The following is an 11,930-nucleotide window of genomic DNA, read 5'->3' as shown; positions in this document are numbered from 1 at the left end:
GCTACGTCCTCATTCAGTCCTCCAGGCCGAGTTCCTGGATCTTGCGGGTGATCGTGTTGCGGCCGATGCCCAGCTTCTGCGCCGCCTCGATGCGGCGGCCGCGCGTGAGGTCCAGCGCGGTCTGGATCAGCCGGCCCTCGAACTGGCGCGTCAGCACGTCCCAGACCTCGGGTTCGCCGGACTCGAGCCGGCGGCGCGCCTCGCGCTCCAGGTCGGCCAGCCAGCCCGGCGTCGTGGCCTCGACGACCGGCGGCGCGGCCGTGGGCACCGGTGCCGCCGGCACGGCCCCGTCCGGAGCCACCGCCGCCACCACCGCGGACCGCAGATCGGGGCCGGCCAGCAGCTCCGGCGGCAGGTCCTTGGCCTCGACGACCTGCGCCGGCGCCATCACCGTCAGCCAGTGGCAGACGTTCTCGAGCTGACGCACGTTGCCGGGGAAGTCGAACCCCTGCAGCCGCGCCACCGCCGAGTCGGTGATGCGCTTGGCCTCGACGCCGAGTTCACGCGCGCTCTTCTGCAGGAAGAAGCGGGTGAGCATCGGGATGTCCTCGCGGCGCTCGCGCAGCGCCGGCAGGCGCAGCCGGATGACGTTCAGGCGGTGGTAGAGGTCTTCGCGGAAGACGCCGTCCTTGACGCGCTGCTCGAGGTTCTGGTGCGTCGCGGCGATCACGCGCACGTTGGTCTTCAGCGGCTGGTGGCCGCCGACGCGGTAGAACTGGCCGTCCGAGAGCACGCGCAAGAGCCGCGTCTGCAGGTCGAACGGCATGTCGCCGATCTCGTCGAGGAACAGCGTGCCGCCGTCGGCCTGCTCGAAGCGGCCGCGGCGCATGGTCTGCGCGCCGGTGAAGGCGCCGCGTTCGTGGCCGAAGAGCTCGCTTTCCAGCAGGTCCTTGGGGATGGCCGCGGTGTTGATCGCGACGAACGGACCCTGGCCGCGCGGGCTGTGCTTGTGCAGCGCGCGCGCCACCAGTTCCTTGCCCGAGCCGCTCTCGCCGGTGATCAGCACCGTGACGTTGCTCTGGCTGAGCCGGCCGATGGCGCGGAACACGTCCTGCATCGCCGGCGCCTGGCCCAGCATCTCGGGCACGGCCTTGTCCACCGTCTCGCGGACCTCGTCGCGCAGGCTCTCGTCGACGGCGCGGCGGATCAGCTCGACGGCCTTGGTCAGGTCGAAGGGCTTGGGCAGGTACTCGAAGGCGCCGCCCTGGAAGGCCGACACGGCGCTGTCCAGGTCGGAGTAGGCGGTCATGATGATGACCGGCAGCCCGGGCAGCCGCGCCTTCACCTTGGACAGCAGGTCGATGCCCGAGCCGCCGGGCATGCGGATGTCGCTGACCAGGACCTGCGGCTCGTCGTCGTCGAGCGCGGCGAGCACGTCGCGTGCGCCGCAGAAGCTGCGCACGGCGAACTGCTCGCGCACCAGCGCCTTCTCCAGCACGAAGCGGATCGACTGGTCGTCGTCCACGATCCAGATCGGTTTCATAGACCCCCCGTAGCGCCTTCGGCGCCCCCCCCGAGGGGGGCGCCGCCAGCGGACCGGCGGAGCCGGATCCGCGGCGGCAGCTTGACCACGTGACATGCGTGAGACGGGCAAGGATCATCGAGTCGGACTCAGGGCAGAGGAATCAGCAGCTTGAACACGGTCCGGCCCGGAACGCTGTCGCATTCGATCGTGCCCTGATGCTGCTGCACGAAGGTCTGCGCCAAGGTCAGCCCGAGGCCGGAGCCGTTCTCGCGTCCCGACACCAGCGGGTGGAAGATGCGATCGCGGATGTCCTCGGGCACACCCGGCCCGTTGTCCTGGATATGCAATTCGAGTGCCAGCCGGAAGCGCTTGCGCCCGAAGGTGACCTGGCGCGCGACGCGGGTGCGCAGCACGATCTCGGCGTCGCCGGCGGCGATGCGCTCGGCCAGCGCCTGCGTCGCGTTGTGGGCGATGTTCAGCACCGCCTGGATCAGTTGCTCGCGGTCGCCGCGGAACTCGGGGATCGAGGTGTCGTAGTCGCGCTCGACGGTCAGCCCGCGCGGGTACTCGGCCATCACCAGCGAGCGCACGCGCTCGCAGATCTCGTGGATGTTGACGTCGCCGACGACGTGCGGCCGGCGGTGCGGCGCGAGCAGCCGGTCGACGAGCGCCTGCAGCCGGTCGGCCTCGTGGATGATGACCTGGGTGTACTCGGTCAGCTCCCTGGACTGCACGTCCATCGCCAGCAGCTGCGCCGCGCCGCGGATGCCGCCCAGCGGGTTCTTGATCTCGTGCGCCAGGTTGCGCACCAGTTCCTTGTTGGCCTGCGCCAGCCCGTGGGCACGCTCCTCGCGGTCCAGCCGGGTCTGCTGCTCGACCTCGATCAGCTCGATCAGCACGCGCTCGGCATGGTCCATCTGGCCGACGATGACGTGCACCGGCAGCTCGGCCGCCGGCCCCAGCGAGGCCGGACGCTTGAGCACGGCGTCGAAGCGGCCGCAGGAGACCTCGCCGCGCACCACCGACTCCAGCGTCTCGCGCAGCCGCGTCGGGTCGACGAGCCAGTCGAAGACGCTGCCGCGGCGCAGCGTGCGCCGCGACTGGCCGATCAGGTTCTCCAGCGTCGAGTTGACGAACAGGCAGCGGCCGTCGGCCGCGCCGATGCCAACCATCGTCGCCAGGTAGTCGAAGGCATCGAAGCCTTCGAGCGCCTCGTGCTCGCCGCTCACGGCAGCGAGACCTTGTTGAGCTCGCGCCGGATCGCCGCGAGGTCTTCTTCCTTGCGCTCGATCTGGGCCTTCAGCGACGCGGTGCGGTCCAGGTACTTCTGGTAGTTGCGCTCGTCGCCGCGGCGCTCGGGCTGGCCGTCGTTGTATTCCTTGCGCAGCTCGGCCAGGCGCTGCTCCTCGCGCTGCAGTTCCTCCTGCAGGATGCGGCGCGCGTCGCTGTCGCGGGCGCGCTGCTCGGCGGGGTCGACGCGGCTGTCGGCCGGCCGGGCGGTGGACGCCGCCGCCGCGGGCGCGGGCCGGCGGGTCTGCACGATCGTGATCGGCGAGCCGTCGATCGTGCGGCAGCCACGGTCCTTGGCCTGCTGCGGCGTCAGCATGTTGGTGTAGCTCTCGGGATTGCCGGGGCAGCGGTAGACGGGGCCGCTGTCGCCTTGCGCGAACGCGGCCGCCGACGTCAGCAGCAGCGCGAGGCCGGCACCTGGCCGACGGAACATGGGCATTACCTCCGTGCGATGGATTGTGGCGCGCCCAAACGAAGAAGGGACGGCAAGCCGTCCCTTCCGCAGACCGTGACGCGCGAGCGCCGCCGGACTTTAGATGCTGTAGTACATGTCGAACTCGACCGGATGGGTCGTCATGCGGAAGCGCGTGACTTCCTGCATCTTCAGGTCGATGTAGGCGTCGATGTACGAATCGGTGAACACGCCGCCCTTGGTCAGGAAGGCGCGGTCCTTGTCGAGGTACTCGAGGGCCTGGTCGAGGCTGTGGCAGACGGTCGGGATCTTCGCGTCCTCTTCCGGCGGCAGGTGGTACAGATCCTTGGTGGCGGCTTCGCCCGGGTGGATCTTGTTCTCGACGCCGTCCAGGCCGGCCATCAGCAGCGCGGCGAAGCCCAAGTACGGGTTCATCAGCGGATCCGGGAAACGCGCTTCGATGCGGCGGCCCTTCGGGTTGCTGACGAACGGGATGCGGATCGAGGCCGAGCGGTTGCGGGCCGAGTAGGCCAGCTTGACCGGCGCTTCGAAGCCCGGCACCAGACGCTTGTAGCTGTTGGTGCCCGGGTTCGTGATCGCGTTCAGCGCACGGGCATGCTTGATGATGCCGCCGATGTAGTACAGCGCGAACTCGGACAGGCCGCCGTAGCCGTCGCCGGCGAACAGGTTCTTGCCGTCCTTCCAGACCGACTGGTGCACGTGCATGCCGGAGCCGTTGTCGCCGACGACGGGCTTGGGCATGAAGGTCGCGGTCTTGCCGTAGGCGTGCGCGACGTTGTGGATCACGTACTTCTGCAGCTGCAGCCAGTCGGCGCGCTCGACGAGCGTGCTGAACTTGGTGCCGATCTCGTTCTGGCCCGGGGCCGCCACTTCGTGGTGGTGGACTTCGACCGGGATGCCCAGCGACTCGAGGATCAGGCACATCTCCGAGCGCATGTCCTGGAAGCTGTCGACCGGGGGCACCGGGAAGTAGCCGCCCTTGACCGCCGGACGGTGACCCATGTTGCCGCCGTCGAGTTCCTTGCTCGTCGACCACGGGGCTTCTTCCGACGTGATCTTCACGTGGCTGCCGTCCATGCCGACGTGCCAGTGGACCTGGTCGAAGATGAAGAACTCGGGTTCCGCACCGAAGAAGGCGGTGTCGCCCAGGCCGCTGCTCTTCAGGTAGGCCTCGGCACGCTTGGCCAGCGAACGCGGGTCGCGGTCGTAGGGCTTGCCGTCACCCGGCTCGAGCACGTCGCAGGTCAGGATCAGCGTCGGCTCTTCGTAGAACGGGTCGATGTTGGCGCTGCTGGGATCGGGCATCAGCAGCATGTCGGACGCTTCGATGCCCTTCCAGCCGGCGATCGAGGAGCCGTCGAAGGCATGACCGGCGGTGAACTTGTCTTCGTCGAAAGCGGAAACGGGCACCGAGACGTGCTGTTCCTTGCCGCGGGTGTCGGTGAAGCGGAAGTCGACGAACTTGACTTCGTTCTCCTTCACCAGCTTCATCACGTCGGCAACGGTCTTTGCCATTCAGATCTCCTAGCGGGGGCTCGTGGAAAGGGTTTGGTCTGATCGGGGCGACCTCTCGGTACTTACCCCGAAAGGCGCGCACCAATGTAGCAGAAGGTGTGCCAGCCACCAGGGGGCCGGCGCAGGCCTGAAGCAGGCCGAGGGGCGCGCCACGACGGGGTCACCGACGGTGCACCGCCACGGAATCGCCGAGCGCACCACCAAGGTGCACACCTTGGTGCATCAACGCACCATTTCGTCGCCAAGGCGTGCACCATGGGCCACGGCGCCGGCGCGCAGGGCCTCGAAGGCGGCGTCGACGATCTCGCCGCGGCCCTTGACGCCCAGCTCGATGTGGCGCCCGTGCAGAGGGTGGTCGACGCTCGGCAGGCTGAAGACCTTGACCGGCGCGAAGCGGGTCTCGATCTCTTCCATCAGCGGCGTCAGCGTCGACTCCATCGACCCGAAGACGAGCACCGAACGCTCGCGCAGCGCCACATCCTGGTGCAGATGGGCATAACGCCCGTCGAGCACCGACTCGACCATCGGCCAGGCCATCACCGGGAAGCCGGGCACGAAGTGCACGTGGCCGACCGAGAAGCCGGGAATCTTGTTGTACGGATTGGGAATGATCGCCGCACCGGCCGGGAACACGCCCATGTTCAGCCGGCGGGCGTTGTCGGGGCGGTCGGGCTCGTAGGGCTCACCCTGCTCGGCGGCCATCTCGCGGATGCGCGCGAGGATCAGGTCGCGCGCGTCGGGGTGCAGCGACAGCGGCACGCCGAGCGCGTCGGCGGCGGCCTGGCGCGTGTGGTCGTCGGGCGTCGCGCCGATGCCGCCGAACGAGAACACCAGGTCGCCGCTGGCGAAAGCCTGGGCCAGCGTCTCGCTGATGCGCGCGCGGTCGTCGCCGACGTAGCGCGCCCAGGCGAGCGCCAGGCCGCGTGCGGCCAGCATCTCGATCAGCCTGGCCAGGTGCTGGTCGCGGCGTTTTCCCGAGAGGATCTCGTCGCCGATGATGACGGTGCCGATGTTCATGGCGGTGGCAGCGGGGCGGGGTTGACGGGCACCGGCGGCTCGGCCACCGGCAGGTCGAGGGCGGCGGACTCGCGCCGCAGCCGGTCCAGCGCGTCGAGCGCGAAGTGCGCGAACCAGGCCGACGCGAACGCGAAGACCAGCGTGTACAGCCAGACCGAGGCGACGATCAGCACCGGCGCCAGGATCAGCGTCGCGGCGCTGACCGCCCACAGCAGCGTTGGCGCCGCGCCGAGGTAGCCGCAGACGACGCCGATGGCCAGCAGCGGCCAGCGCTGCCCGGCCATGATGCGGCGGCGCTCGTCGGCGTCGGCGTGCGCGGCCAGCACGTCGAAGGTGTAGACGCGGTAGGTCAGCCAGCCCCAGATCAGCGGCGGCAGCACCAGCGCCAGCGGCGGCAGCAGCCACAGCGGCAGGCTCGCCAGCAGCGCGACGACGGCGACCAGCGTCGCCCACAGCGACCAGCCCAGCCCCTGCCACCAGCGCCCGCCGCGGCGGCGCTCCAGCGCCGGGAAACGCCGCGCCGCGACCAAGTCGACGATCGCCGGCGTCACCAGCAGCGCCACCAGCAGCAGCGTGACGACGATCAGCGCCGGCACCGCCAGCGCGACGACGACCAGCGGCGCCACCAGCGCATGCAGGCCCTGGCCGCCCATCGAGTCCAGCCAGCTCAGCGCCGCCGACACCAGTGCCCACTGCTCCAGCGTCGCACGCACCGCGTCGACCGCCGGCTCCCAGAACGCCCAGCCGGCGAACCCGGCGGCGCCGCCGGCGATCAGCAGCGGCAGCAGCGACCAGAGGATGACGCGCGGATGCAGGCAGTAGGCTGCCGCCCGCCAGAAGGCGTCGAGCAGCCGCGTCATCGGGCGGCCCGGGAGTCGGTGGACGGGCGCGGCTGCACGGCGTTTACTCCTCGTCGCCGCCGAAGATGCCGCCGAGCACGCCGCCGGCGGCGGCGAACGGCAGCACCGAGCCTTCCTCGCGCGAGCCGCCGCGCTGCGGCGCCGCGGCGAAGATGCGCGAGGCCAGGCGCGAGAACGGCAGGCTCTGCAGCCAGACCGTGCCCGGGCCGGTCATCTTGGCCAGGAACAGGCCTTCGCCACCGAACAGCGCGGTCTTGATCTTGCCGACGTACTGGATCTCGAAGTCCACGCCCGGCGTGTAGGCGACGACGCAGCCGGTGTCGACGAGCAGCGTCTGGCCGGCCTGCAGCTCGCGGCGAACCACGGTGCCGCCGGCGTGCACGAAGGCCAGGCCGTCACCGTCCAGGCGCTGCATGATGAAACCTTCGCCGCCGAAGAAGCCGGTCGACAGCTTCTGCTGCAGCGCGATGCCCAGCGACACGCCGCGCGCGGCGCAGAGGAAGGCGTCCTTCTGGCAGATCAGCGTGCCGCCCATCTTGGACAGGTCCATCGGCAGGATCTTGCCCGGGTACGGCGCGGCGAACGCCACCCGCTGCTTGCCGGCGCCCTGGTTGGTGTAGACGGTGGTGAACAGCGACTCGCCGGTGACCAGGCGCTTGCCCGCCGACAGCAGCTTGCCGAACAGCCCGCCGCCGGCGTTCTGGCGGCCGTCGCCGAACACCGTGTCCATCGTGATGCCGGCATCCATGAACATCATGCTGCCCGCTTCGCCGACCGCCGCTTCGCCGGGATCGAGCTCGATCTCGACGAACTGCATCTCCGAGCCCTTGATCTCGAAGTCGACGACGTCCATTGCCATGGTGGATTCCTCTCGGGAACGATAAGAGTTGATTCGGCGGCGATGGTACCGAAGCGCCTGCGGCGGCAGCTTGACGCCCCCGGGCACGCCGATAATGCGCCGCCATGCCCGCGCCCGCCCTGCCTCGCCGATGATCGGCTCGATGCTCTCGATCGCGCTCGGCGCCGCGCTCGGCGCGCTGCTGCGCTGGTGGCTGGGGCTGGCGCTCAACGGCTTGTTCCCGACGCTGCCGCCGGGCACGCTGGCGGCCAACCTGCTGGGCGGCTACCTGATCGGCGTGGCGCTGGCGCTGTTCGCGCACCACGTCACGCTGCCGCCGGAGTGGCGGCTGTTCGCGATCACCGGCTTCCTCGGCGGGCTGACGACCTTCTCGACCTTCTCGGCCGAGGTCGTCGTGCTGCTGCAGCAGGGCCGGCTGGCCTGGGCCGGCGCGACGGTGGCGGTACACGTCATCGGCTCGGTGCTGATGACGCTGGGCGGCTTCGCCACCTACGAGGCGCTGCGCCGCGCCTGAGCGCGCGGCCGGCGCTTCAGCCGCCGACGGTCAGCCGCCCAGGCGACAGGTAGTCGACGCGGTAGTCCTCGAAGGACAGCGTGTCGGCGGCCTCGATGCGGCGCTGCTCCTCCAGCGACGCCAGGGCCTCGGCGCGGAACGCGGCCTCGGTCTCGGCGGCGAACGGCAGCGCCCGCAGCGCGCCCTTGGCCTGCTCGGACTGGGCGAGCACGAAGTCGCAGAACGAACCGCCGAAATCCGAACGCGCGGCGGCGAGCACCCGCGCCGACGGCGTCGTCTGCAGCCAGCGCAGGCGCTCGTCGGCCTGGGCGACGGCGCGCGCGTAGGCGTCGCCGCCGAGCACCGCGTCGACCTGCTGCGCCAGCGGCAGGCAGCCGGCGACGATCTCGGCGGCCCAGTCGGCCAGCGCCACCGAACGGCCGCCGCGCTCCAGCCGCAGCCCGGGCTGGCGGCCGGCGGTGGCCACCAGGTTCTGGTTGCGCTTGAGCTCGGCGATCTCGGCCGGCGTGTCCTCGGGGCTGGCGCTGGTCAGGCAGTGCAGCAGGAAGACGTCGATGAAGCGCATCGTCGGCGCGCCGATGCCCAGCGGCTCGAACGGGTCGAGGTCCATGCAGCGCACCTCGACGTACTCGACGCCGCGCGCGCGCAGCGCGTGCAGCGGGCGCTCGCCCGCCTGGATCGTGCGCTTGGGGCGGATCGTGCCGTAGAACTCGTTCTCGATCTGCAGCAGCGTCGTCGACAGCTGGTTGTACTCGCCGCCGGGGTTGCGCACGCCGACCGCCTCGTAGGCCGGGTACGGCCGCGTCAGCGCCTCGTGCAGCGACGCGGCGTAACTCTCCAGGCTGTTGTAGCTGGCCGAGATCGAGGCCTGGGCGTCGCTCTGGTAGCCCAGCCGCCCCATGCGCAGCGAGGTCGCGTGCGGCAGGTGCAGCGAGCCCGGTCCCAGCGGCTCGAGGCCGTGCTCGCGGCCCTCGACGAAACACGCGCCCAGCGCCGGCGAGGCGCCGAACAGCAGCAGCAGCAGGAAGGAGTGGCGGCGGAAGTTGCGGATCAGCGCGAAGTAGTCGTCGTCGTCCAGCCCGGGCAGCGACCAGTTGTAGTGGATGCCGGAGATGGTCTGCATGCGCCGGCCGTAGCGGTGGCCCAGGCCCATGCGGTAGACGCTCTTGGCACGGCCGACGTTGGACGAGCCGTAGCGGCCGATCGGGATGTTCTCGTCGGCCGGCAGCCGGCACGGCATGCTGGCGACCCAGAGCACGTCGTCGCCGATCTCGCGGTAGACGAACTGGTGCACGCGGCGCAGTTCGTCGAGGCAGTCCTCGACGCCGGCGTGCACGCCGGTGATCAGCTCCAGCTGCGACTCGCTGAAGTCGGTGGTGATGTGCGGATGCGTCAGCGCCGAACCCAGCGCTTGCGGGTGCGGCGTCATCGCCAGCGCGCCGTGGCGGTCGGCGCGCAGGCTTTCCTTCTCGATGCCGCGGCGCATGCCACGCAGGCGCTCGGGCGTCAGGGAAATCGGTCGGGACATGGGCGGGCCGGTCTTCTTGCGGAAACGGATTGTCGGCCAAGGGCATCATCCCTGCTGGCCGGGGGCGCCCATGGCCGCCGGGGACGGCGGGCGGGCGACGGCGGAAATGGCGGCGCGGGGCGTCAGCCGCGGCGCTGGCGCACCAGGCCTTCGATCGCGAGGCGGTAGCCGTCGACGCCGAAGCCGACGACGATGCCGGCGGCCGCCGGCGAGACGTAGCTGTGGTGGCGGAAGGCCTCGCGGGCGTGCACGTTCGAGATGTGGACCTCGATCACCGGCAGCTCCGCGCCCTTGATCGCGTCGAACAGCGCCACCGAGGTGTGGGTGTAGGCGCCCGGGTTGAACACCACGCCGAGCAGCGCGCCGGCCTTCACCGCGCGGCCGGCCTCGTGCAGCGCGTCGATCAGCACGCCCTCGTGGTTGCTCTGGCGGCACTCGACCTCGACACCCAGCCGCGCGCCGGCGTCGCGGCACAGCGCCTCGACGTCGGCCAGCGTCGTGCGGCCGTAGACCTCCGGCTCGCGCTGGCCGAGCAGGTTCAGGTTCGGGCCGTTGAGGACGAGGATCTTGGGCATGACGCGATCCTAACCTCAGGCCGGCCCGATCCTTGCCTGTGCCCGCGCATGACGCCCGCCCCCGCCCCGCCTGCCGTCGCCACGCTGCCCTGCGTGCTCGACGTCGAGGCCTCGGGCTTCGGCCGCGCCAGCTACCCGATCGAGGTCGGCTACGTGCTGCCCGACGGCCGCGCGCGCTGCACGCTGATCCGCCCGGCCGCCGGCTGGACGCACTGGGACGAACGCGCCGCCGGCGTGCACGGCATCGCGCGCGAGACGCTGGAGCGCTGCGGCCGCCCGGCGGCCGAGGTCGCGGCGATGCTCAACGTCGACCTCGCCGGCCGCACCGTCTACTGCGACGGCTGGGCGCACGACTACGCCTGGCTGGGCGCGCTGTTCGAGGAGGCCGGCGTGCCGCCGTCGTTCCGGCTGGAAACCGTGGCCCGGCTGCTCGACGAGGCCACGCTGGCCCGCCTCGGCGACACGCGACGCGGCGTCGTCGGCGAGCTCGGCCTGCAGCGGCACCGGGCAAGCAGCGACGCGCGCGCGCTGCAGCTCGCGCTCGGGCGCCTGGGCGCCGTGCCGGCGGACTGATGGCGGACTGACGGCGGGCCGCCGGTGCTATGGTCCTGCGCCGCGCCGCCCTTCCCCTGCCGTCTGACCGTCTTGAGCCCCGCCTCCGAATCGCTGCTCGCCCACCGCGGCTTCGTCCTGTTCTGGTTCGCGCGCCTGGCGGGCACCGCCGCCGCGCAGATGGCCATGGTCGCGGTCGGCTGGCAGATGTACGACCTGACCGGCTCGGCCTGGGACCTGGGGCTCGTCGGCCTGCTGCAGTTCGCCCCGGCGATGCTGCTGGCGCTGCCGGCCGGCCAGCTGATCGACCGCTGGCACCGCGCGCGCATCGTCGCCGCCTGCCTGGGCACCTCGGCCGCCGTCGCGGCGCTGCTGTGGGCGGCCAGCGCCGGGGGCTGGGCGAACCGCGAGCTGCTGCTGGCGATCTCGGTCGCGCTCGGCGCGGTGCGCGCCTTCCAGATGCCGGCGCAGCAGGCGCTGACGCCGTCGCTGGTGCCGCAGGCGATGCTGCCGCGCGCGCTGGCCTTCTCGTCGGCCGGCATGCAGGCGGCGATCATCGCCGGGCCGGCGATCGGCGGCGTGGTCTACGTCGCCGGGGCGGCCGCGGTCTACGCCGCCTGCGCCGCGCTGTTCGGCCTGGGCACGGCGCTGGCGCTGGCGGTGCGCTACGAACACGCGCCGCCGCCGGCCGCGCCGGTGACGCGCGAGACGCTGCTCGCCGGCGTGCGTTTCGTCTGGCAGAAGAAGCCGGTGCTGGGCGCGATCTCGCTGGACCTGTTCGCGGTGCTGCTGGGCGGGGCGACGGCGCTGCTGCCGATGTTCGCCAAGGACATCCTGCACGTCGGCCCCTGGGGGCTGGGGCTGCTGCGCAGCGCGCCGGCGGTCGGCGCGCTGGCGATGTCCATCCTGCTGACACGCTGGCCGGTGCGCCGGCGCACCGGGCGTGTGCTGCTCGGCGCGGTGGCGGTCTACGGCGTCGCGCAGCTCGTCTTCGGGCTGTCGACCTCGTTCACGCTGTCGATGCTGGCGCTGGGCGTGGGCGGTGCCGCCGACATGGTCAGCGTCGTCATCCGCCAGACCCTGGTGCAGCTGGAGACGCCCGACGAGATGCGCGGGCGCGTCAGCGCCGTCAACTCGATCTTCATCGGCGCGTCCAACCAGTTGGGCGAGTTCGAGTCGGGCGCGACGGCGGCGCTGCTCGGGCCGGTGGGCTCGGTGGTGCTGGGCGGTGTCGGCACGCTGCTCGTCGCCGCGGCCTGGTTCAGGCTGTTCCCGGCGCTGGCCGATCGTGACGAACTCGTCGCCGCGCCGGCCCGCTGAAG

12 protein-coding genes are annotated in these 11,930 nt (G+C 71.4%); 3 read left to right on the top strand and 9 right to left on the bottom strand.

What is annotated here, in order from left to right; genetic code table 11:
- Positions 1-13: 13 nt before the first annotated feature.
- The 7 genes from ntrC to RBXJA2T_RS16570 all read right to left on the bottom strand — a co-directional run bounded on the left by ntrC (position 14) and on the right by RBXJA2T_RS16570 (position 7,439).
- Complete coding sequence (ntrC, locus tag RBXJA2T_RS16600; RefSeq protein WP_009858578.1) at positions 14-1,483, bottom strand: nitrogen regulation protein NR(I); 1,470 nt, start codon at positions 1,481-1,483, stop codon at positions 14-16.
- 128 nt (positions 1,484-1,611) lie between these two features.
- Positions 1,612-2,637: a nitrogen regulation protein NR(II) gene (gene glnL, locus RBXJA2T_RS16595; protein WP_206026560.1), complete on the bottom strand. Its 1,026-nt coding sequence runs from the start codon at positions 2,635-2,637 to the stop codon at positions 1,612-1,614.
- A gap of 53 nt (positions 2,638-2,690) precedes the next feature.
- Complete coding sequence (locus tag RBXJA2T_RS16590; RefSeq protein WP_009858576.1) at positions 2,691-3,188, bottom strand: hypothetical protein; 498 nt, start codon at positions 3,186-3,188, stop codon at positions 2,691-2,693.
- A 99-nt stretch (positions 3,189-3,287) separates the two neighbouring features.
- Positions 3,288-4,703, bottom strand: a complete 1,416-nt coding sequence (gene glnA, locus RBXJA2T_RS16585; RefSeq protein WP_009858575.1) for a type I glutamate--ammonia ligase — start codon at positions 4,701-4,703, stop codon at positions 3,288-3,290.
- 222 nt (positions 4,704-4,925) lie between these two features.
- A complete protein-coding gene (locus tag RBXJA2T_RS16580; protein WP_009858574.1) occupies positions 4,926-5,720 on the bottom strand; it encodes a competence/damage-inducible protein A in 795 nt (264 codons plus the stop codon).
- Complete coding sequence (locus tag RBXJA2T_RS16575; protein WP_009858573.1) at positions 5,717-6,580, bottom strand: EI24 domain-containing protein; 864 nt, start codon at positions 6,578-6,580, stop codon at positions 5,717-5,719. Before RBXJA2T_RS16575 ends, RBXJA2T_RS16580 begins: the two co-directional genes overlap by 4 nt.
- Before the next feature lie 43 nt (positions 6,581-6,623).
- Positions 6,624-7,439 carry a TIGR00266 family protein gene (locus RBXJA2T_RS16570; RefSeq protein ID WP_029718753.1) on the bottom strand — a complete coding sequence of 272 codons (816 nt, stop codon included), beginning with the start codon at positions 7,437-7,439 and terminating at the stop codon, positions 6,624-6,626.
- A 142-nt stretch (positions 7,440-7,581) separates the two neighbouring features.
- Here RBXJA2T_RS16570 and crcB point away from each other — a divergent pair, with 142 nt between their 5' ends.
- Positions 7,582-7,953: a fluoride efflux transporter CrcB gene (gene crcB, locus RBXJA2T_RS16565; protein ID WP_009858571.1), complete on the top strand. Its 372-nt coding sequence runs from the start codon at positions 7,582-7,584 to the stop codon at positions 7,951-7,953.
- 16 nt (positions 7,954-7,969) lie between these two features.
- On the opposite strand, the gene gshA is transcribed toward crcB, so the two are convergent.
- A complete protein-coding gene (gene gshA, locus RBXJA2T_RS16560) occupies positions 7,970-9,481 on the bottom strand; it encodes a glutamate--cysteine ligase (protein ID WP_029718755.1) in 1,512 nt (503 codons plus the stop codon).
- A 122-nt stretch (positions 9,482-9,603) separates the two neighbouring features.
- A complete protein-coding gene (gene aroQ, locus RBXJA2T_RS16555; protein WP_009858569.1) occupies positions 9,604-10,056 on the bottom strand; it encodes a type II 3-dehydroquinate dehydratase in 453 nt (150 codons plus the stop codon).
- A gap of 48 nt (positions 10,057-10,104) precedes the next feature.
- On the opposite strand from aroQ, the gene RBXJA2T_RS16550 reads away from it, so the two are divergent.
- Together RBXJA2T_RS16550 and RBXJA2T_RS16545 are read left to right on the top strand one after the other, a co-directional pair.
- Positions 10,105-10,629, top strand: coding sequence for a 3'-5' exonuclease (locus RBXJA2T_RS16550; protein WP_009858568.1), 525 nt, complete (start codon positions 10,105-10,107; stop codon positions 10,627-10,629).
- A 72-nt stretch (positions 10,630-10,701) separates the two neighbouring features.
- On the top strand, positions 10,702-11,928 hold the full coding sequence (locus tag RBXJA2T_RS16545) for an MFS transporter (RefSeq protein ID WP_009858567.1): 1,227 nt from the start codon (positions 10,702-10,704) through the stop codon (positions 11,926-11,928).
- The last annotated feature ends 2 nt before the right edge of the window (positions 11,929-11,930 follow it).

The sequence above is a fragment of the Rubrivivax benzoatilyticus JA2 = ATCC BAA-35 genome (assembly GCF_000190375.1).
Classification (GTDB): Bacteria; Pseudomonadota; Gammaproteobacteria; order Burkholderiales; family Burkholderiaceae_C; genus Rubrivivax; species Rubrivivax benzoatilyticus.
The sequence above is the reverse complement of the archived record's forward strand: the minus strand, read 5'-3'. Positions and strand labels throughout refer to the sequence as shown.

Bases quoted from the DNA above. Each gene is read 5' to 3' on its own strand.
- ntrC (WP_009858578.1), bottom strand. From the start codon at position 1,483: ATGAAACCGATCTGGATCGTGGACGACGACCAGTCGATCCGCTTCGTG.
- glnL (WP_206026560.1), bottom strand. From the start codon at position 2,637: ATGGTTGGCATCGGCGCGGCCGACGGCCGCTGCCTGTTCGTCAACTCG.
- RBXJA2T_RS16590 (WP_009858576.1), bottom strand. From the start codon at position 3,188: ATGTTCCGTCGGCCAGGTGCCGGCCTCGCGCTGCTGCTGACGTCGGCG.
- glnA (WP_009858575.1), bottom strand. From the start codon at position 4,703: ATGGCAAAGACCGTTGCCGACGTGATGAAGCTGGTGAAGGAGAACGAA.
- RBXJA2T_RS16580 (WP_009858574.1), bottom strand. From the start codon at position 5,720: ATGAACATCGGCACCGTCATCATCGGCGACGAGATCCTCTCGGGAAAA.
- RBXJA2T_RS16575 (WP_009858573.1), bottom strand. From the start codon at position 6,580: ATGACGCGGCTGCTCGACGCCTTCTGGCGGGCGGCAGCCTACTGCCTG.
- RBXJA2T_RS16570 (WP_029718753.1), bottom strand. From the start codon at position 7,439: ATGGCAATGGACGTCGTCGACTTCGAGATCAAGGGCTCGGAGATGCAG.
- crcB (WP_009858571.1), top strand. From the start codon at position 7,582: ATGCTCTCGATCGCGCTCGGCGCCGCGCTCGGCGCGCTGCTGCGCTGG.
- gshA (WP_029718755.1), bottom strand. From the start codon at position 9,481: ATGTCCCGACCGATTTCCCTGACGCCCGAGCGCCTGCGTGGCATGCGC.
- aroQ (WP_009858569.1), bottom strand. From the start codon at position 10,056: ATGCCCAAGATCCTCGTCCTCAACGGCCCGAACCTGAACCTGCTCGGC.
- RBXJA2T_RS16550 (WP_009858568.1), top strand. From the start codon at position 10,105: ATGACGCCCGCCCCCGCCCCGCCTGCCGTCGCCACGCTGCCCTGCGTG.